The 19,841-nt window shown below is 74.8% G+C and carries 13 protein-coding genes and 2 pseudogenes; 10 read left to right on the top strand and 5 right to left on the bottom strand.

Annotation, left to right across the window (positions count from 1 at the left end):
* Positions 1–12 precede the first annotated feature (12 nt).
* Both IH00_RS0116460 and IH00_RS0116455 read left to right on the top strand, forming a co-directional pair.
* The gene (locus IH00_RS0116460; protein WP_031074223.1) at positions 13–1,341 is read left to right on the top strand and encodes a 6-phospho-beta-glucosidase; all 1,329 of its coding nucleotides are present in this window, start codon (positions 13–15) and stop codon (positions 1,339–1,341) included.
* Positions 1,342–1,412: 71 nt separating this feature from the next.
* Entirely contained in the window at positions 1,413–3,332 is a 1,920-nt protein-coding gene (locus IH00_RS0116455; protein WP_031074221.1) for a M64 family metallopeptidase, read from the top strand.
* A gap of 20 nt (positions 3,333–3,352) precedes the next feature.
* Here IH00_RS0116455 and IH00_RS0116450 read toward each other — a convergent pair whose 3' ends face one another.
* From IH00_RS0116450 to IH00_RS0116440, 3 genes are all read right to left on the bottom strand, one after another.
* Positions 3,353–4,174, bottom strand: a complete 822-nt coding sequence (locus IH00_RS0116450; RefSeq protein WP_031074219.1) for an SAM-dependent methyltransferase — start codon at positions 4,172–4,174, stop codon at positions 3,353–3,355.
* Positions 4,175–4,257: 83 nt separating this feature from the next.
* Complete coding sequence (locus tag IH00_RS0116445) at positions 4,258–4,494, bottom strand: DUF397 domain-containing protein (protein ID WP_031074217.1); 237 nt, start codon at positions 4,492–4,494, stop codon at positions 4,258–4,260.
* On the bottom strand, positions 4,495–5,358 hold the full coding sequence (locus IH00_RS0116440) for a helix-turn-helix domain-containing protein (RefSeq protein WP_031074216.1): 864 nt from the start codon (positions 5,356–5,358) through the stop codon (positions 4,495–4,497). It lies immediately after the preceding gene.
* A 203-nt stretch (positions 5,359–5,561) separates the two neighbouring features.
* Between IH00_RS0116440 and IH00_RS37355 the strand changes: the two are divergent.
* From IH00_RS37355 to IH00_RS0116415, 5 genes and pseudogenes are all read left to right on the top strand, one after another.
* Positions 5,562–6,068 (top strand): annotated as a pseudogene (locus IH00_RS37355) (ATP-binding protein); the annotation flags it as partial.
* Between the two features lie 128 nt (positions 6,069–6,196).
* On the top strand, positions 6,197–6,640 hold the full coding sequence (locus tag IH00_RS0116430) for a hypothetical protein (RefSeq protein ID WP_031074214.1): 444 nt from the start codon (positions 6,197–6,199) through the stop codon (positions 6,638–6,640).
* 126 nt (positions 6,641–6,766) lie between these two features.
* Positions 6,767–10,141, top strand: coding sequence for a DUF4132 domain-containing protein (locus tag IH00_RS0116425; protein WP_234334865.1), 3,375 nt, complete (start codon positions 6,767–6,769; stop codon positions 10,139–10,141).
* 852 nt (positions 10,142–10,993) lie between these two features.
* Positions 10,994–12,796, top strand: a complete 1,803-nt coding sequence (locus IH00_RS0116420) for a S8 family serine peptidase (RefSeq protein WP_031074209.1) — start codon at positions 10,994–10,996, stop codon at positions 12,794–12,796.
* 207 nt (positions 12,797–13,003) lie between these two features.
* Positions 13,004–15,781: an AAA family ATPase gene (locus IH00_RS0116415; RefSeq protein ID WP_107064475.1), complete on the top strand. Its 2,778-nt coding sequence runs from the start codon at positions 13,004–13,006 to the stop codon at positions 15,779–15,781.
* 100 nt (positions 15,782–15,881) lie between these two features.
* Here the strand turns inward: IH00_RS0116415 and IH00_RS0116410 are convergent, their stop codons facing one another.
* Entirely contained in the window at positions 15,882–16,088 is a 207-nt protein-coding gene (locus IH00_RS0116410) for a hypothetical protein (RefSeq protein ID WP_031074205.1), read from the bottom strand.
* Here IH00_RS0116410 and mmuM point away from each other — a divergent pair.
* Entirely contained in the window at positions 16,074–16,997 is a 924-nt protein-coding gene (gene mmuM, locus IH00_RS0116405; protein WP_031074203.1) for a homocysteine S-methyltransferase, read from the top strand. The two genes, IH00_RS0116410 and mmuM, sit on opposite strands and share 15 nt — an antisense overlap.
* A gap of 70 nt (positions 16,998–17,067) precedes the next feature.
* A pseudogene (locus IH00_RS0116400) lies at positions 17,068–17,574 on the top strand (DUF2264 domain-containing protein); the annotation flags it as partial.
* A gap of 175 nt (positions 17,575–17,749) precedes the next feature.
* On the opposite strand, the gene IH00_RS0116395 reads toward IH00_RS0116400, so the two are convergent.
* Positions 17,750–18,706: a GlxA family transcriptional regulator gene (locus tag IH00_RS0116395; RefSeq protein WP_031074193.1), complete on the bottom strand. Its 957-nt coding sequence runs from the start codon at positions 18,704–18,706 to the stop codon at positions 17,750–17,752.
* Between the two features lie 70 nt (positions 18,707–18,776).
* On the opposite strand from IH00_RS0116395, the gene IH00_RS0116390 reads away from it, so the two are divergent.
* Positions 18,777–19,736, top strand: a complete 960-nt coding sequence (locus IH00_RS0116390) for an NADP-dependent oxidoreductase (RefSeq protein WP_031074190.1) — start codon at positions 18,777–18,779, stop codon at positions 19,734–19,736.
* Positions 19,737–19,841 lie beyond the last annotated feature (105 nt).

Genomic DNA, 19,841 nt, shown 5'->3' with positions numbered 1-19,841 from the left:
AGCGTGGCCGCCATGAAGCTGACGATTCTGGGCGGTGGCGGTTTCCGCGTGCCCCTGGTGTACGGGGCGCTCCTCGGTGACCGCGCGGAGGGCCGGATCACGCACGTCACCCTGTACGACGTGGACGCGGACCGGCTCGCGGCGATCGGCAGGGTGCTCGCCGAGCAGGCGGCGGGCGTGCCCGGTGCACCCGTGGTGACCACCGCCACGGACCTGGACGAGGCGCTGCGCGGCGCCGCCTTCGTGTTCTCGGCGATCCGCGTCGGCGGCCTCGCGGGCCGGGCGGCCGACGAACGGGTGGCGCTCGCGCAGGGCGTGCTGGGCCAGGAGACGGTGGGCGCGGGCGGCATCGCGTATGGACTGCGCACGGTGCCGGTGGCGACGGCGGTCGCCCGCCGGATCGCGGCGGTCGCGCCGGACGCGTGGGTCATCAACTTCACCAACCCGGCGGGGCTCGTGACCGAGGCCATGGCCCGGGTGCTGGGCGACCGGGTGATCGGCATCTGCGACTCGCCCGTCGGCCTGGGGCGGCGGGTGGCGCGGCTGCTGGGCGCCGACCCGGACGAGGCGTGGTTCGACTACGTGGGTCTGAACCACCTGGGCTGGCTGCGCGGTGTACGGGTGGCCGGTCGCGATCAGCTGCCGCGGCTGCTGGCGGACCCGGAGGCGCTGGGCTCCTTCGAGGAGGGCAGGCTCTTCGGCGCCGAGTGGCTGCGGTCGCTGGGCGCGATCCCCAACGAGTACCTGCACTACTACTACTTCAGCCGGGAGGCGGTGCGGGCCTACCGGGGCGCCGGGCGCACCCGGGGCGCGTACCTGCACGACCAGCAGGCCGCGTTCTACGCCTCCCCCTCGCTGGACGCCTGGCGCGCCACCCTCGCCGACCGCGAGGCCACCTACATGGCGGCCAACCGTGAGGCGGCGGGCGCCGGGGAGCGTGCCGCGGAGGACCTGGAGCCTGGCGGCTACGAGAAGGTCGCGCTGGCCCTGATGCGGGCCATCGCCCGCGACGAGCGCACGACCCTCATCCTGAACGTCCGCAACCGGACGACGCTGTCGGTGCTCGACGCGGACGCGGTGGTGGAGGTGCCGTGCCTCGTCGACGCGCACGGCGCCCATCCGGTGGCGGTGGAGCCGCTCCCGGGCCACGCCGTGGGTCTGGTGACGGCGGTGAAGGCGGTCGAGCGGGAGGTGATGGCGGCGGCGGAGAGCGGGTCGCGGGCGGCGGCCGTGAAGGCGTTCGCCCTCCACCCGCTGGTCGACTCGGTCACGGTCGCCCGGCGCCTGCTCGACGCGTACACGGCCGAGCACCCGGGACTGGCGTATCTGGCCACATCCTGAACACCCCGGGCGACCCAGGGCCAACGGGGCTGTCTTTACCGGGCGTTGGGCACACCGTACGCTCCGGCCCCATGGTTGCTCATGGCACACGCCTTCGGAGAGCCGCCGCGCTGATCGGCGCGGCCTGCCTTCTCGTCACCGCCCCGGTGGGCGCCGGACCGGCCACCGCCGCGGACCGCGCCCCCGGGTCCCCGGCCGACGCCGCCGCCGTCGTCCCCGTGCAGACCACGGGACCCGCGGAGAAACGGTTCAACCTCGTCCTGCTCGGCGACGGGTACACCGCCGCACAGCTCCCGGAGTTCCGGGCCGATGTCGACAAGCACCTCAACGTGCTGTGGAGCATCGAGCCGTTCGCCTCGTACCGCTCGTACATCAACGTGTGGGCGGTGGAGGTCGCCTCGCCCGAGTCGGGCGTGGACTGCGACCCCGGTCTGGACACGCCGCGCCGGGACACGCCGCTCGGGATGGGCTTCTGGGGCGGCTGCGACGCCGGCAGCGTGCAGCGGCTGCTGACCGTCGACAGCGGCGCGGCGAACGCACTCGCCGATCTCGTCCCGGGTGCGACAGGTGCCAACCGGCAGATCGTGGCCCTCGCCAACAGTGACACCTACGGCGGTGCGGGCGGCACGTACGCCACCGCCTCCGGCGGCAACGCCCTGTCCTCGCTCATCACCCCGCACGAGATCGGGCACTCGCTGGGCGGGCTGCAGGACGAGTACGACTACTACGGGCGCGGTGTGCCAGGTGGTGTGCACGAGGGCGGTGAGCCGTCGTCCGCGCACCACACCGTGCTGACCGAGCAGCAGATGAAGGACCAGCGGGCCAAGTGGTGGCGGTGGCTGGGCGAGGAGAGCGAGTCGGGCGGTGTCATCGGCCGCCACGAGGGCGGGCTGTACAGCACCAAGGGCGTGTGGCGCCCCAGCAGGCACTCGATCATGAAGTCCCTGGGGTACGCGTTCGACCAGGTGGGCCGTGAGGTGATGGTCCGGGCGATCGCGTCGAAGGTGAACCTGGTGCAGGGGCACACGCCCGCCGCGGAGCCGATCGGCGCCGACCGGACCGTCTGGGTCGACACGCTGCATCCGGTCGGCGGGGAACTGGACGTCGTCTGGCGGCTGGACGGCCGCCCGGTGCGGTCGTCGGCCGGCGCCCGGTCCATCGATCTCCGGCGGCTGGACGTGCCGCGTGGCAGGCACACGCTGACGGCGACGGTGACGGACCCGACGCCGTTCGTGCGTGATCCGGCGGTACGCGGCTCGGCCGCCCTGACCCGTACGGTCACCTGGACGGTCGACACGTCCGTGGCCACCCGGCCCGGGCCCGCCGTGGCACCGCGGTTCACCGGTCACACGGACACGGGCGCGCCCGTCGGCGCCCGGTCGGTGGTGCACGCCGACACCACGCACCCCGTCGACCGGACGCTCGCCGTCCGGTGGCGGGTCGACGGGCGGCCGATGGCGAACCCGGGCAACGACCGGGACCTGGACCTCTCGTCGCTGCGGCTGCGGCCCGGCACGCACACGCTGACCGCCCGGATCGCGGGCACGTCCGGCCCCGGGACAGAACTGCGCTGGACCGTCGACGCGACGCCGGCCACGGCCGCGTACGCGCTGTCGGAGCCGCTGCGCACGGTGGACCGGCCGGGGCGGCCGGTGGAATACGTCTACGACGGCCCGTTCACGATGCGGCTGACCGCGAAGGACGACCAGGACGGGTACGTGGTCAGCCAGTTCCGGGTGGACGGCGACGGCTGGTACACCTACTACGGCTGGCCGACGGACGCCGGCGCGCCGTTCCGGTTCACCCCGGGCGGGACCGAGATCGACGGACTCGTGTACGGGAAGCTGGGGCGGGCGCGCGTGGTGCCGTGGGACGACGCCACGCCGGAATACGGCACGCACACCGTGGAGTACCGCACGATCGACGCGGCCGGGAACACCGGCGCGGCGAAGAGGTTCCTCGTCACGCTGGTGCCCCCGGCCGGCTCGTAGGCGACCGGGAGCGGTGGCGGCTACGGCTTGAGGGCCACGCCCGCGTACCCGGGGATCGGGTCGTCGCCGGCGACCGGGACCGCCTCGCCGAGCTCCGGATGCCAGTCGGCGGTGAGCACGACTCCGGGCTCGGCGAGTTCCAGGCCCTCGAAGAAGCGGGCGAACTCCGCCCGGGTGCGCGGCCGCAGCGTGAGGCCGCGCGCCCGGTACATGGCGCGCGCCTTGGCCGCGCCCTCGGGGTCGAAGTCCCCGGTGACGTGGGAGAGGACGAGGTAGCTGCCGGAAGGGAGCTGCTCGACGAGCCGGCGCACCAGTTCGTAGGCACCGTCCTCGTCGTCCACGAAGTGGAGCAGCGCCAGCATCGACAGGGCGATGGGCCGGGCGAAGTCGAGCACCTTGCCGGCCCGTTCGAGGATGACCTCGGGCTCCCGCGCGTCGGCCTGGATGTATTCGGTGGCGCCCTCGGGGGTGGAGCGCAGCAGCGCCTCGGCGTGCGCCAGGACGATGGGGTCGTTGTCGCAGTAGACGATCCGCGACTCCGGGGCGACCTGCTGGGCGATCTGGTGCAGGTTCGGCTCGGTCGGGATCCCGGTGCCGATGTCCAGGTACTGGCGGACGCCCCGGTCGCCGAGCCAGCGGGTGGCGCGGTGCATGTAGGCGCGGTTGACGCGTGCCATGTCCCGTCCGCGCGCGTCGACGGTGAGAAGCTGCTCGGCCATCTCCTCGTCGACGGGGTAGTTGTCCTTGCCGCCCAGGAACCAGTCGTACATGCGGGCCGGATGCGGCTTGCTGGTGTCGATCTGCACGGCAGGCCGTTCGGCTGCGGGTTCTTGCCCGGTCATGTGTCGCTCCAGTGGTCGGCTGGTGGCTGGTGGTCTGGTGACTGGTCGTCTGGGTCGGGGAACGAAGGGGTCGGGTCGGCGGGTCAGGTGAGCAGGAAGTCGGCCTGTCCTGCCTTCGCCCCCTGGATGAACGCGGCGATCTCCCCGTGGGTGTAGATGAGTGCGGGGCCGTCCGGGTCGGCGGACTGGCGGACCGCGACCCTGCCGTCGGCCAGCTTCATGGCCTCGATGCAGTTGCCGCCGTTCCCGCCGCTCCACGGCTTGTGCCACCCCTCGGCCCCGAGCTCGGCGGCGGGCATGCCGTTGTATATGCGATCCATTCACAGCTCCTTGCGGACATCCTTGAGGATCTCCTTCGTACGTTGTGCGGTGGCGGCCTGCGCCGCCATGCGGTCCATGACCTCCAGGTGCGAGGCCACCTCGGTGCGCGCGTCGAGGTAGACCGCGCCGGTCAAGTACTCGCTGTAGACCATGTCCGGGAGTTCGGGCACGGCGAATCGGAAGAGGACGAACGGGCCGTACGTACCGGGGTGGTGCCCGGTCGCGAATTCGGCGATCTGGAGCGTGACGTTGGGCAGCGCGGTGGCTTCGAGGAGGCGGTCGATCTGCGCCCGCATGACGGCGGGGCTGCCCCCGACGGGCCTGCGCAGCACCGTCTCGTCCATGATCACCCAGAATTTCGGTGCGTCCTGCCGGGTCAGCAGGGCCTGCCGGGCCATGCGCAGCGCCACGTGCCGTTCGATGTCGTCGGGTCTCACCTGACCGACGGCGCCGCCGCGCAGGATCGCCCGGGCGTAGTCCTCGGTCTGGAGCAGGCCGGGCACGAACTGCGGTTCGTACGCCCGGATCACGGAGGCCGCGCCCTCCAGACTGACGTACATGCTGAACCAGCCGGGCAGGACGTCGTGGAACCGCTGCCACCACCCGGGCCGGTTGGCCTCCTCGGCCAGCCGGACGAAGCCGTCGGCCTCGTCCGTGGGAACCCCGTACTCCTGCAGCAGGAGCCGGACGTAGGGGATCTTCAGCGCGACCTCTGCGGTTTCCATCCTGCGGATCGTGGCCGGGGCCACGTGGAGGACCTTGGCGGCCTCCTCCCGCTTGAGGCCCGCCCGTTCCCGCAACTCCTGCAGGCGCTTGCCGAGTACGACCTGTCCCACGGTGGGGGCGGACCGCGGCTCGCTCACTTCAGACCTCCCCACGCACTGTTTTCGACGAGTGTGCCATGGGAGGAGCAGAGAGGACACCGCACTCTGCAAATTCCAGAGTGCCACTTGCCAAGTGCGGGTGTCGGGAGGAAAGTATTCCGGTGAACCAGTTCACGCGGCAGCCGCGTTCTGCCCTGGGAGAGGCGGTGTGCGGCACCGCTCCCCCACGTTAGGAATCGGTCGTGGTCCCTGGTAATGCGCTGACGCCTCAGATCATGGCCCCGCGACCGGACACCGCAGGACCCACGATCCCCGCGCAGCGGATCGCCGGGCCGCAGACCGGTCCAGCGCAGACCGCCGATCTCCGCCGCTTCGCCTTCGAACTGCCCGCCCGCGCCGAGTCGGTGGCCCGCGCCAGACGCCTCGTCAGGGACCGGCTGGCGGTGTGGCGCGTCGAGGGGGATGTGCTCGACACGGCCACGCTCGTCGTCTCGGAGCTCTTCACCAACGCCGTGGTGCACACGGCGAGCGGCCGGGTCGTCTGCGAACTGCGCGACGTGGGCGGGCGGTTGCGCATAGCGGTCCAGGACGAGGGCTGTCCGGCCGCCGAGCCGCGGCTGCGGCAGGTCGACGCGGAGGAGCGGGGGCGGGGTTTGCTCCTCGTCGAGGCGATGTGCGGCGCGTGGGGAGCGCATCACGCGCGGCACGGCGCCGGGTGGATCGTCTGGGCGGAGCTGGCTCTCGACGCGGGGGCCGGACACACGCCGGACGCGGCGGACTCCGGCTCCGGCTCCGGCTCCGGCTCCGGCACGGGGGAACGCACGCCGGGGGTGGCGGGCCCCGGCGACTCGGGGAGCCCCCTGGGTGTGGCGGAGCCATGCTGAGGTCGATGGCCACGCTGCTGGCCGCGCGGGGCCGACAGGGTCGGCAGGGCCGGCATGGCCAGTGGGACACCGACCGCGGCGAGGTGCAGCTGACGCTGCCGCCGTCCCTGCCCGCGACGCTGGGCTGCGACGCCGTGGGGGTGCCGGCGCGGCACGGATTCCGGCTCATGTCGCGGCTGCCCGGCAACGGCTGCGTCTTCGCCGACTCCGAATGGTGGTGGTGGATCGTACCGGCCGGCTCGGACACCGAGCTGCGCTGGCCACTGCCCGCGTGTTACGCCACGGACGCCTGCGTGCCGGACCGGCGCCCCCGGCTGATCCACCGGCCGGACTCCACCTCGCCCTACACGCCGCCCATCCCGCTGTACCTGATGGTGTGCCAGCTCACCGGTGTCGCCCCGGCGTGGACGGGGCCGGGCCTGGAGTCCCGTCTCTGAGTCCCCGGCCGGAGCGCCCATCCGCTTGTTTCCGCTGGTCGGTGGCGTTGTCAGTGGCGTTGTCAGTGGCGCTCGCTACGGTCGTACGAGTGATCAACCGCGAGTGGGGACAGGGAGGGCGGTCCTGTGCGCCGTGACGAGCTGGAGGACCTGATGGCCCGGGAGTCGGAGGAGTCGTTCGTCCTCCCGGAAGCGTGGCGGCGTGCCCTGCATCCGCGGCGGGGCGGGGTGCGGCGGCCGCCGGGCAGGGCCGACAAGGATGCGGCGGCACTGCTGGAGGCGCGGCTCGCGCGGGACAAGGACTGGATCGAGGAGTTCCTCACGGCCCCGGGCAGCGACGCACGGCTGGTGGCGGCGGCGCGGGTTCACCTCGACGGCAGCGCCCCCTCGCCGCTCGGCGCCGCCGCCGTGGCCGCCATGACGCCGGCGCCGCCCGCTACGACCGCGGCCTGGGCGGACGTCTGGAGCACGGCGCACGGACTGCCGTTCGCCGCGCGCGCGGTGGTCGAGCTGTCCGACATCGAGGCGCTGTACATCCAGTCCGGCGGCAGCCGGTCCGATCCGGCGATCACGGTGCTGGGTTCCGCGCACGTGCCCTACCTCACCGAGCAGCGCCGCCCCCTGGCCGACCGGGTCCGGGCGCTGCTGGCCGCGGCCGACGAGGGGACGTACCGGGCCGCGGTGGACGCACTGGCGGACGCCCGGGACGGTGAGCGGCGCCGGATCGTGGTGTCGTACCTGGTGCCGACGGAGACCGGGTGGGTCGACGAGTGCTGCGGCGGGCCCGGTCCGCTCGCCGGGCGTGACTCGTTCCTGCGCTCCATGCTGCTGTGCTCGCTCAGCTCGCCGGAACAGCTCCTCCGGCTCGGCGGAACGGCGGGCATCGCCTGGCCGCCGTCGACGATCGCGACCGTGGCCGAGGGGCTCGGACCGGCCGCTGCGCCGCTCCTCGCGGAGGTCTTCGACCGTCCGCACGCCTCCGCGGCACACCTCAGGGCCGCGGCGGCGGCACTGGCCGAGCTGCCGGGTGAGGCCGCGTTCCGGGCGCTGCTGTCCCGCCCGCACGACAAGCACGTACGGCCCTCACTGCTGAAGGCGATGAGCCGCCGGCCGGTGTGCGCGCTGCGGGTGCTGGCCGGCCGCGCCCACGAGGGCGGCCGGGACGCCGAAGCGGCGCAGGAGCTCCTGGCCGGGCACATCGGCGCCCGCACGGACCTCGTGACCGCCGCGCTGCCTCTGCTGGACGAGCCGGCCGCGGCGGTGGTCCGGTCGTTGCTGGAGCCTCCCGACCGGGTCCCCGACGCACCGGCCGGGGAACTGCCCGCGCTGCTCACCGCACCCCCGTGGCTGGACCGCGCCGGCGCGCGGGCCGGCGCGCGGGTGGTGCCCGGGCTGCGCGTGGAGACCGCACCGGCGGTGGAGTGGCTGCCGGGCGAGCGGGAGTCCTGGGCGGCCACCCGGTCGCCGTACCTCCGCCAGCACGCCGCGGACGGCCAGGACATGGAGGTGGACGTGGAGGCGCTGCGCCGCTACGGGCTGGAGGACCTGTCGTCGGCGCAGTTGTTCCTGCGGGGCCCGGCGGAGGTGCTGCGCCCCCTGCTCGCCGCGTGGGCGCCGGACGACTACTGGGAGGGCGAGAAGACCCTGCGGCCGGTCGCCGCGCGGTACGGGACGGACGCGCTGCCGGTGCTCAAGCGCGCCGCCGTCCGCCACCCGGCCACGATGGCCGGACTGCTGCTGCCGTTCCGGGACGCCGCAACGGCCCGGCTGATGGCCGACTGGGCGGTGCGGCTGAGGACGGCGGGCGGCCCGGCCCGGGCGTGGTTCGCCCGGCACGGCCTCGCCGCCGCTGCGCTGCTCGTGCCGGACGCCGTCGGCGCGCCGGGGCCCGCACGGCGCCACGCCGAGCACGCGCTGCGGCTCGTCGCGGCCGCGCACGGGGACGAGGCGGTACGGGACGCGGCCGCCGGCGCGTACGGCGAGGAGGCCGCGGAGGTGGTCGGGGCCGCGCTCGGCGCCGATCCGCTGCTGACCGCCCTGCCCGACAGGCTGCCCGTACTGCCCGAGTGGGCCGACCCCCTGGTGCTTCCGCAGGTCCTGCTGCGCACGGGCGGTCACGCACTGCCCGCCGGGTCGGTACGGCACGCGCTGACCATGCTGGCGGTCAGCAGGCCGGGCGAGGTGTACCCGGGGGTGCCGGTGCTGCTGGACCTGTGCGACCCCGGTTCGCTCGCGGCGTTCGGCTGGGCGCTGTTCGAACAGTGGCGGTCGGCGGGGATGCCCGCCGAGCAGAGCTGGGCGCTGCACGCCCTCGGACTGCTCGGCGACGACGGGACGGTACGGCGGCTCTCCCCGGTGCTGCGGTCCTGGCCCGGTGAGGGCGCGCACCACCGCGCGGTGGAGGGGCTGGACGTACTGGCCGCGATCGGCACCGACGAGGCGCTGGCACAGCTGCACGGCATCGCGCAGCGCGTGCGGTTCAAGGCGCTGAAGGCGCGGGCGCACGAGAGGATCACCGAGGTGGCGCGGCGGCTCGGACTGACCGCCGAGCAGCTCGGCGACCGCCTCGTACCGGACCTGGGCCTGGACGCGGCCGGCAGCACGGTCGTGGACTACGGCACGCGGCGCTTCACCGTCGGCTTCGACGAGCAGCTGCGGCCGTACGTGCTCGACGGGAGCGGCCGGCGGCGCAAGGACCTGCCGAAACCCGGCGCCGCCGACGACGCTGAGCTGGCGGCCGCGGAGCGCAAGCGGTTCCTGGCCCTGAAGAAGGACGCGCGGGCCGTCGCCTCGGACCAGCTGCGGCGCCTGGAGGCCGCGATGGTGACGGGCCGGACGTGGAGCGCGGACGAATTCCGTGACCTGCTCCTCGGCCACCCGCTGCTCCGGCATCCGGTACGGGGCTTGGTGTGGCTGGCCGGCCGGGGGGACGCGGAGCGCGCGTTCCGGGTGGTCGGGGACGGGGGCTTCGCAGACGTGGCGGACCGGCGTCACGAGCTGCCCGCCGGCGCCTCCGTACGGCTGGCGCATCCGCTGCACCTGGGGGACGAACTGCCCGCCTGGCGGGAGCTGTTCGCCGGGAACGGGATCGCGCAGCCGTTCCCGCAGCTGGAGCGTCCCGTGTACCGGCTGACCGCGGCGGAGGCGGCGGGCTGGCGGTTGTCCCGCTTCGAGGGGATCACCGTCCCCACCGGTCGGCTGCTGGGACTGGAGCGGCGCGGATGGCGGCGCGGGGAGCCGCAGGACGCCGGTGTGGAGTGCTGGCTCACCAAGGAGCTCGGCCCGCAGCGGTACCTGGTCCTCAACCCGCGCGACGGGATAGCGGTGGGCGCCGTCGACGTCTTCCCGGAGCAGCCCCTCGACGCCGTCTGGCTGCACGACCGGCCCGCCGCCTGGTCCCCGCCGCAGGACAGCCCCCTGCGCCTGGGAGACCTGCCACCGGTGGTGCTCTCGGAAGCGCTGGCCGACCTGACGGCCCTCACGGAAGGGCCCGCGCGGTGAGTTGACTGCCTTCACGGAAGGGCCCCGCCCGGCCCGCACCGTGACCGCGCCCCATCGGCGCCGGGCCCGGCCCCGCCCGGTGAGCCGACATGTCCTCACGGAACAGCCCCGCACGGTGACCCGGCAGCCCGCACGGAAGGGCCCGCCCGGCCCGCACCGTGACCGCGCCCCGGCGCCGGGCCGGCCCGGCGCCCCACCGGCGCCCGGGTCCGGTTCGGCGTGCCCGTAGGATCGGTGCTCCGCACGGATTCTTCCCCTGGGCAGCACCGCACGCCATGGCCTCGGCCCCTCGGCACGCCGAGGGGCCGAGGGGAAGACCTCACGCCTCCCGCGCCTTCCGCGCCCCCCGGCTCCCGCAGCTCCGGTCGGCCCGGACTGTCACGACGCGGCGAAGTCCGGGGGAGGCGTGCCCACACGCAGTGCCTCCGGTCGGCGCGGCCCACGGGGCCGGACCGGGGCCGGGGCGTGTCGTTCCGCGGGCGGCGGGGGCTCCGGCAGGGGGGTCCCTCGGCTCTTGCGGGGAGGACAAGGGTTTCCCCCGTATCGGGTTCATCTCCGGTTTCCCTACTGTCTGCCGCACCGGCGGTTCTCATCCTCTGACTCTTCGCTGTCAGGTGCACGTAACCCTGAGCGCCACCGGTGACGGCCCCACCACGGGGTCCGTCGCGCCGGCGGCGGCGCATGGGCATACCCGGCCCAGGGGACCGCGGGCGTCACCCCCATGACGCACCCCACCCGCGGTCCCCGCACCCGCCCCCGCCGCGCCCAGCACCGTCAGCTGCTCCGGGAGTCGCCGGAGCCGCCCTGAAAGGGAACACCTTGAACGGTTCCAGGCGGAGACTCATATCCGTCGTGGCCGCGAGTGCCACGATCATCGGCGTGGCCGCCACCTCCTCGGTGGCGCTCGCCGCAGAGGCCACCCCCCAGCCCACCGCACCGGCCGCCCAGGCCCTGCCGGCACCGCTGCCCAGCGCGCCGGTCGAGAAGGTCATCGTCACCTACAAGTCCCGTGCGGCCGAGGCCACCTCGAACAGCGCGGCCAAGGGCGACACGGCCGAGAAGGCGGCGAAGACGGGCGAGAGCCTGGCGTTCGAGCGCCGTCTGGCGAGCGGCGCCGCGCTGGTCGACCTGGGCGACAAGGCGACGAAGCAGGACGTCACGGAGGTCATGGACGCCTTCCGCGCCGACCCGGCGGTCGCGTCCGTGGAGCCCGACATCCGCGCCTACGCGATGGCGGTCACCCCCAACGACACCGACTACGCCAAGCAGTGGGACCTCTTCGAGGCCACCGGCGGCATGAACGTGCCGGCCGCCTGGGACAAGTCGACCGGCAGCGGCGTCACCGTCGCCGTCATCGACACCGGCTACGCCGCGCACTCGGACCTGAGCGCGAACACCATCGCCGGCTACGACTTCATCTCCAGCTCCGCCGACGCCCGTGACGGCAGCGGCCGCGACAGCGACCCCAAGGACGAGGGCGACTGGAACGCGACCGACGGCGAGTGCGGCACCGGCTCCCGGGCGAGCAGCTCGTCCTGGCACGGCACCCACGTGCACGGCACCATCGCCGCGTCGACCCACAACGCCAAGGGCGTCGCGGGCATCGCGTACGGCGCGAAGGTGCAGCACGTCCGCGTGCTCGGCAAGTGCGGCGGCTCGTCCGCGGACATCGCGGACGCGATCACCTGGGCCTCCGGCGGCACCGTGCCGGGCATCCCGGTCAACCCGACCCCGGCCAAGGTCATCAACATGAGCCTGGGCGGCGCCAGCTCGACCTGCCCGACCGTCTACCGGAACGCCATCGACGGCGCCGTCGCCCGTGGCACCACCGTGGTCGTCGCGGCGGGCAACAGCAACGCCAACGCCTCCGGCTTCACGCCCGCCAACTGCGCGAACGTCATCAACGTGGCGTCCACCAGCCGTGAGGGCAACCGTTCGTACTACTCGAACTACGGCTCCATCATCGACGTCTCGGCCCCGGGCGGTGAGACCCGCCGCGCGACCGACACGCCGGGCACCGTCACCACCCCCGAGAACGGCATCCTCTCCACGCTGAACTCCGGCACCACCACCCAGTCGCTGGAGAACTACAAGCCCTACCAGGGCACCTCGATGGCCGCGCCGCACATCGCCGGCCTCGCCGCGCTGCTGAAGTCGGCCAAGTCGACGCTGACCCCGGCCGAGATCGAGTCCGCGATCAAGTCGAACGCCCGCCCGCTGCCCGGCACCTGCACCGGCGGCTGCGGCACCGGCATCGCCGACGCCGCCAAGACCGTGAACGCCGTGACCGGTACCACCACCCCCGGTACCGGAGCGGCGTTCACCAACGCCACCGACGTGACGATTGTGGACAACTCGACCGTCACGTCCTCGATCTCCGTCACCGGCCGGACCGGCAACGCCCCCACCGCCCTGAAGGTGGCGGTGGACATCAAGCACACCTGGCGCGGTGACCTGGTCATCGACCTGGTCGCCCCGGACGGCACCGCGTACCGCCTGAAGAGCTCCAGCAGCAACGACTCGGCCGACAACGTCCTCGCGACGTACTCCGTCGACGCCTCGTCCGAGGTGGCGAACGGTGTCTGGAAGCTCCGCGTCCAGGACGTGGCCTCGGGTGACACCGGCTACATCGACTCCTGGGGTCTCACCTTCTGAGACCCCCGCGGTAACAGCATCACCGCTGGTCAGGGGCGTGTTCATGGCACTCAGCCATGGGCACGCCCCGCAGTGTGTCCGCCGGGGCGGCGTCCACATGCCGGACACGACACCTGGACTCCGGTGGCCGAGTTCGTATTCTCTGCTCGCAGGCGGGTGCGCGGACAGGGGGTTCGCACACGCCGGGTCCCGAGGGTGGTGGTGCAGGTGAGGCCGGTTCCGTACCCCACCGCGCCGGTCGGCCGGGAGGATCTCCTCGGGCGCCTGGACCAGGTCCTGCGCGCCCGCGGCCGTGCCCTGCTCACCGGCCCGGCCGGCATCGGCAAGACCGAGGTCGCCCAGGCGGCGGCCGATCACGCCGGCTGCCGCGGTGAGACCGTGCTGTGGCTCTCCCCGCAGCCCGCCGACCGGGACATGGCCGGAGCGGCCGCCGCGGCCCTCGTCTCCTCCGTGCCCCCCGCCGCCCTGGACGGGCTGCCGGACCCGCAGCGCGCCGCCGTCGCGGTGCTGTGCCGCGAGGCCGCCGCGCCCGAGGCCGGCTGGGATCCCGTCGCGCTGCGCCTGGGCATCGCCCGCATCCTGCGCACCCTCGCCGAGCGCGGGCCCGTCCTCCTGGTCGTCGACGACGCCCAGCGCATCGACGCCGACAGCGCGGACCTGCTGCGCTTCGCGCTGCACCTGGCCCCGGCCGAGCTGCGGGTCCTCGCCGTCGAGACGCCGGACCCGTACGTCGACGGCGCCTCCTTCACGCTGTGGGTGCCCTCCGAGGCCGACGTCCTGCTCGTACCGCCGCTGCACGCCGACGAGATCGCGGAACTCCTGGTCCACCACCGTCTGCCGTCCCGGATGGCCGGGCGGATCCACCGCACCAGTGGCGGAAACCCCCGGCTCGCGCTCGCCGTCGGCCGCTCCCTCGCCGACGCGCGCACCCCCGTGCACCACGCCGAGGCGCTCCCGCTGTCCGGCCGCGCCCGCGACCTCGCACGCCGGATGCTCGCCCCCGCCTCCCCCGCCGTGCGCGCCGCGCTGCTGCTCGCCGCCCTGGCGCTGCGCCCGACGGCCGCGCTGATACGCCGGGCCGGGCGCCCCACCGCGGAGGCGGAGCTGGCGGCGGCCGAGCGCGCCGGGCTGATATCGGTGACCGAGGACGGGACGGTCGCGTTCACGGCGGGCCTGCTGCCCTCCACGCTCGTCCACGACACGTGCTGGACCGAACGCAGTGCCGGGCATGCGGCGCTCGCCCGGGTGGTGGACGACCCGGTCGAGGAGGTACGGCACCGGGCGCTCGCCACCGATGTGCCGGACGAGGACCTCGCCGCCGAGGTCGCCGCGGCCGCGGACACCGCGCGCCGCCGCGGCAACAGCGCGCTCGCCGCCGAACTGGCGCTCCTCGCCGCGGAGTCGACCCCGGTGCGGCTCGGGGATCGGCGGATCGCGCGGCTGGTGGACGCCGCCGAGGAGGCCGCCCGCGCGGCCCGGGCCGACCTCGCGATGCGCGCCGCCGCCGACCTGCTGGCGCGGGACGCGGCGCCCGCGGACCGGGTGCGCGCCCGGCTCGCCGTACTGGACACGGCCGGGCAGGGGCTGACGGACCTCGACGAGCTGTACGTGCACGCCACCGAGGACTCCGACGGCGACCCGGGCCTGCGCGCCGCCGTCCTGCTGCGGCTCGCGGTGAAGTACGTGCTCGCGGACGGCGATCCGGTGCGGTCCCGGGCCGCGGCGGTCGAGTCGGCCGAACTGGCAACGTCGGTGGGCGACCGGCACACGGCGGCGAAGGCACTGACGCAGCAGGCCCGGATGGACCGGGTGCTGGGCTCGCCGGACGCCGAGCGGACGCTCGCCCGGGCGAGGACCCTGGAGATGACCGACCGGCCGTTGGGCGTGCGCAACACGGCGCAGATCCTGACCATCCGTCACGCACTCTTCGACGACCGGCTCGGGGAGGCGCGCGACCGGGTGCACGCCCTCCTGCCCCTGGTCGAGCAGCGCGGCCCGGTCGAGGACGCCATCGAGCTGCTGAACACCCTCGCCGAGGTCGAGGCCCGGCGGGGCCAGTGCGCGGCGGCCCTGGCGCACGCCGGGCGGTCCCTCGCCCTCACCCTGGAGGCGGGCCTGTCGCCCGGCCCCGCGTGGTACGTGCTGGCGCTGGCGGAGACGGCGGGGGGCAGCTTCGCGCGGGCCGCCGGATACGCGCGGCGCAGCGTGCAGGCGTCGGAGGAGGAGGGCGACCACGTCTTCCTCTCGCGCAGCCTGTACGCGCTGGGCCGTGTCCAGTTGGTCACCGGGGACGTGGCGGGGGCGCTGGAGACGCTGCGCCGCGTGCGCGATGCCGAGCGCGCCCGGTGCGCGGTGGACCCGTCGATGCTGCGCTGGCACGAGGAGCTCGCCGAGGCGCTGCTGGCGAACGACGCCCGGGACGAGGCGGAGGCGCTGCTCGCCGACGTGGGCCCGGTCGCCGAGCGCCTGGGCCGTACGACGGTGCTGCTGGGCTTCGACCGCGCGTACGGGCTGTGCCTGGCGGCCGGCGGCAAGACCGACGAGTCGGTGGCGCTGCTCGCGGAGACGGCCGACCGGTTCGGTGCGCAGGGGCTGGTGCTGGAGCAGGGGCGCTGCCTGATCGCCTTGTCGCGCGTGGAGCGCAGGCGCCGCAGGCGGTCGGCCGCGCAGCAGGCCCTGCACGCGGCGGCGACCGTCTTCGAGCGCGCGGGAGCCGTGCCGTGGCTGGCCCTGACCGCCGAGAACCCCTCCTACGCCGAGCCGGCGCCGGCCGCGCCGGGCGCGGGCAACGCGGCCCTGTCCCGGCTCACGGAGGCGGAGCTGCACCTGGCGCGGCTCGTCGGTGAGGGGGCGAGCAATCAGGAGGCGGCGGCCCGGCTGTACCTGAGCGTGAAGACGGTCGAGGCGCGGCTGACGCGGATCTACCAGAAGCTCGACGTCCGCTCCCGCGCCCAGCTCGCGACGGCGCTCAACCACCCGGTCTAGGGCCTGGCACGTCCGCAGAGGTCCGCCGGCGGCCCGCCCGGCGGACGGGCGGGGCGGTCAGGACACGGCCCGGGGCCGGGCCGGGAGACACCCCCCTCGCTCAGGGGCTGATCAGTCCCTGAGCGGCCAGTCCACCGGCGACGAGCGCGGCGTACTCGGTGGCGCCCCGGACGGACATGTGGGTGTTGTCGCGCTTCTCGTCCGTCAGGTGGAGGGCCTTCGAGGCGTCCGGTCCCAGCGCCTCCCGGTGGCGAACCGGTCCGCGGGCGCCCGTTCGGCTAGCTTCGGCCGCATGAGCAGTGCGCACACTCCCCTGACCGACGCCCTGGCCGCCGGCTCCGCCCTCGTCCTGGACGGGGGGCTCTCCAACCAGTTGGAGGCCGCCGGGTACGACCTCACGGACGACCTGTGGTCGGCGCGGCTCCTGGCCGAGCGGCCCGAGGCGCTCGTCCGGGCGCACCTGGCGTACTACGAGGCCGGAGCCGACGTCGTGATCACTTCCAGCTACCAGGCGACGTTCGAGGGCTTCGCGCGGCGCGGCATCGGCCACGACCGCGCCGCCGACCTGCTGGCGCTGAGCGTGGAGTCGGCACGGGAGGCGGCGCGCCGGGCGGAGGCCGGGCGGCCGCTGTGGGTGGCGGCGTCGGCGGGGCCGTACGGGGCGATGCTGGCCGACGGCTCGGAGTACCGCGGCCGGTACGGGCTGGGCACCGGCGAGCTGGAGCGGTTCCACCGGCCGCGGCTGGAGGTGCTGGCCGCCGCCCGGCCGGACGTGCTGGCGCTGGAGACCGTGCCGGACACGGACGAGGCCCGTGCGCTGCTGCGGGCGGTGCGCGGGCTCGGCGTACCGGCGTGGCTGTCGTACACCGTGGCCGGGGACCGCACGCGCGCCGGGCAGCCGCTCGCGGAGGCGTTCGCCCTCGCGGCCGGCGTCGACGAGGTCGTGGCCGTCGGGGTGAACTGCTGCGCCCCCGAGGACGCCGACCGCGCGGTCGCCCTCGCGGCACGGATCACGGGCAAACCCGTGGTCGTGTACCCCAACAGCGGCGAGGAGTGGGACGCGGCGGCACACGCGTGGCGGGGGCGGGTGACGTTCTCGGCGGAGCGGGTGACGGCATGGCGGCAGGACGGGGCCCGGCTGATCGGCGGCTGCTGCCGGGTGGGGCCGCAGGTGATCGCGGACGTCGCAGCCCGTCTCCACTCCGGCAACGCCTGATCGTCCGATCGGTTCGGATGGAGAAGGGCGCCGGTTGACCGGGGTGGCGCCCGCTGTTCACGGAGCGCCGATGAGCAGCGCGAGCCGCTGCCTCCGTCTGCCGCCGGACGAACGAGGGCCGAGCCCGCACACCGGCTTCACCCGGGCCCACTGGGAAGCGGCGGCCGATGGCCCGGTCCGGGCGGCCTGGCGCTGGGCGACGCCCGGCGGTGCGCTGCTGGACCTGCCGGGACGGCCGTCCCGCTCCGGCGTCCGCTCGGACGGCCTGGAGGGGTACGCACGGACGTTCCTGGCGGCGGCGTTCCGGGGCGCGGGCGCCGGCGGCGCCGATCCGTACGGGCTCCTCGGCCGGTACACGGACGGGCCGGCCGCCGGTACGCGCACGCCCGGCCGCGACGACGCCGAGTCCTGGCCGCTCATCATGGACCAGCACATCCAGGGGCAGCCGATGGTGGAGTCCACCTCCGTGGCGCTCGGGCTGGGGCTGACCCGGCCGTGGCTGTGGGACCGCCTCGGCGGCGGCACTCCCCCCCCTGTCCACCGCGCGGTGCGACGGTGGCGGCACGTTCCTGCCGGTGGCGCCGGCCTCGCTCACCGGGGAGGCGGATCCCGAGCCGCTCACGGGCGTGGCGGCCGTGGAACGCGCGGACGCCGGCGCGGTGGAGGTGCGGTGGGCGGACGACGGGGCCGCCCACCCGGGTCGCGGTCGCACCGGTGGTGACGGTGACGCACGGCCGCGCCGGCGGTTGCGCCTAACGAGCCGCGGCGGCCTGGAAGGTACGGCGGTACGCGAGGGGCGGGACACCGATCGCGGCGTGCAGGTGCTGGCGCAGCGACGCCGCCGTGGCGAACCCGACCTCCCCCGCGATCCGGTCCACCGGCAGGTCGCTGGACTCCAGCAACTGACGGGCACGCGCCACCCGCTGCTGGATGAGCCAGCGTCCGGGGCTCGTGCCCACCTCGTCGTGGAAGCGGCGGGCGAAGGTGCGCAGGCTCATCCGCGCGTGGCCCGCGAGGTCGGAGAGCGTCAGCGGCAGGTGGAGGTTCTCCAGGGCCCACTGGCGGGTGGCGGCCGTGCCGGCGGACGACGGCTCCGGGACGGGCTGCTCGATGTACTGGGCCTGGCCACCGTCCCGCCAGGGCGGCACCACGCACAACCGCGCCACCCGGTTGGCCACCTCGCTGCCGTGGTCGCGCCGCACCACGTGGAGGCAGACGTCGACGCCGGAGGCGGCGCCGGCCGAGGTGAGCAGATCGCCGTCGTCGATGAAGAGCACGTCCGGGTCGAGCCGTACGTGCGGGAAGAGCTCCCGGAAGCGCGGGGCGAGCGCCCAGTGGGTGGTGGCCGGGCGGCCGTCGAGGAGCCCGGCCGCCGCCAGCGCGAAGGCGCCCGTGCAGATGGACACGATCCGGGTGCCGGGGCGGATCCGCGCGAGCGCGTCCGCGACCGGCCCGGGCAGCCCGGGGTCGGTCAGGGCCAGGTCGTACGGGGCGATCACCACGGTGTCGGCGGAGGCGAGCGCCTCGGGGCCGTGCTCGACGGTGATCGAGAAGTCGGCGTTCGTCCGTACCGGACCGCCGTCGGCGGAGCAGGTGACCACCTCGTACCGCCCGTCCGCCGAGCCGAACACCCGGGCGGGGATGCCGAGCTCGAAGGCGTACACGCCGTCGAGCGCCAGGACGGTGACGCGGTGCGGGGGAGCTGCCATGGCACGATCCTATCGGACATTGGCATTCTTGCCATTTTCCCGGGCGGGCGCCGACGGCAGGCTGGAGCCCATGACGACGAACAAGATCATGCGCGCCATCAGCCAGGACGTACTCGGCGGCCCCGAGGTGCTGAAGCAGGTGGAGCTGGAGCGCCCCGAGCCCGGCCCCGGCCAGCTGCTCGTCCGCGTCCACGCGGCCGGCCTCAACCCGACCGACTGGAAGCACCGCGGCAACGCGCTCTTCCTCGGCACCCCTCCGTACGTCCTCGGCTGGGACGTCTCCGGAGTGGTGGAGGCGGTCGGGACGGGCGTGACCCTCTTCAAGCCCGGGGACGAGGTCTTCGGAATGCTGCCGTACCCGCACGGCGCCGGCTCCCATGCCGAGTACGTGACCGGCCCGGCACGCGCCTTCGCCCGCAAGCCGGCCGGCATCGGCCACGAGCAGGCCGGCGCACTGCCGCTCGCCGCGCTCACCGCCTGGCAGGCGCTCGCCGACACGGCGCGCGTGGAGGCGGGGCAGCGTGTGCTGATCCACGCGGCGGCCGGCGGGGTGGGCCATCTGGCCGTGCAGATCGCGAAGGCGCGGGGCGCGTACGTGATCGGCACGGCGAGCGCGGGCAAGCACGGTTTCCTGCGCGAGCTGGGCACCGACGAGGTGGTCGACTACCGGGAGGTGGACTTCGCCGAGGCGGTCCGCGACGTGGACGTCGTGCTGGACACCGTCGGCGAGGACGAACACCGCACGCGCAGCCGCTCCTTGCGGACCCTGCGGCCGGGCGGCCTGCTGGTGTCGATCCTGCCGTTCGCGGACGCCGAGCTGTACGAGGAGGCGGAACGCCTCGGCGTGCGGGTGGAGTTGCTGCTCGTGGAGGCGGACCACGCGGGGATGAAGGAGATCGCGGCGCTCGCCGAGGCGGGTGAGCTGCGCGCGCACATCGCGGGCTCGTTCCCGCTGGCGGACGCCGCCAAGGCCCACGAGCTGGGCGAGACCGGCCGTACGGCCGGAAAGCTGGTGCTCACGGTCGGCTGACGGGCAGGGCCGTGGCGTGAGCGGACCGGCACGGGGAGCCGGTCGCTGCCGGGCCGGCCGCCCCGCCCCGCTCGACTGCGGCGGGTCGGTTACGGAGGGCTGGCG

Source organism: Streptomyces sp. NRRL S-118, from assembly GCF_000716335.1.
In the GTDB taxonomy this organism is placed as follows: domain Bacteria; phylum Actinomycetota; class Actinomycetes; order Streptomycetales; family Streptomycetaceae; genus Streptomyces.
The sequence above is the reverse complement of the archived record's forward strand: the minus strand, read 5'-3'. Positions and strand labels throughout refer to the sequence as shown.

Excerpts from the sequence above, each read along its gene's own strand:
- IH00_RS0116460 (WP_031074223.1), top strand. The coding sequence starts at position 13 with ATGAAGCTGACGATTCTGGGCGGTGGCGGTTTCCGCGTGCCCCTGGTG.
- IH00_RS0116390 (WP_031074190.1), top strand. The coding sequence starts at position 18,777 with ATGACGACGAACAAGATCATGCGCGCCATCAGCCAGGACGTACTCGGC.
- IH00_RS0116455 (WP_031074221.1), top strand. The coding sequence starts at position 1,413 with ATGGTTGCTCATGGCACACGCCTTCGGAGAGCCGCCGCGCTGATCGGC.
- IH00_RS0116430 (WP_031074214.1), top strand. The coding sequence starts at position 6,197 with ATGCTGAGGTCGATGGCCACGCTGCTGGCCGCGCGGGGCCGACAGGGT.
- IH00_RS0116450 (WP_031074219.1), bottom strand. The coding sequence starts at position 4,174 with ATGACCGGGCAAGAACCCGCAGCCGAACGGCCTGCCGTGCAGATCGAC.
- mmuM (WP_031074203.1), top strand. The coding sequence starts at position 16,074 with ATGAGCAGTGCGCACACTCCCCTGACCGACGCCCTGGCCGCCGGCTCC.
- IH00_RS0116445 (WP_031074217.1), bottom strand. The coding sequence starts at position 4,494 with ATGGATCGCATATACAACGGCATGCCCGCCGCCGAGCTCGGGGCCGAG.
- IH00_RS0116395 (WP_031074193.1), bottom strand. The coding sequence starts at position 18,706 with ATGGCAGCTCCCCCGCACCGCGTCACCGTCCTGGCGCTCGACGGCGTG.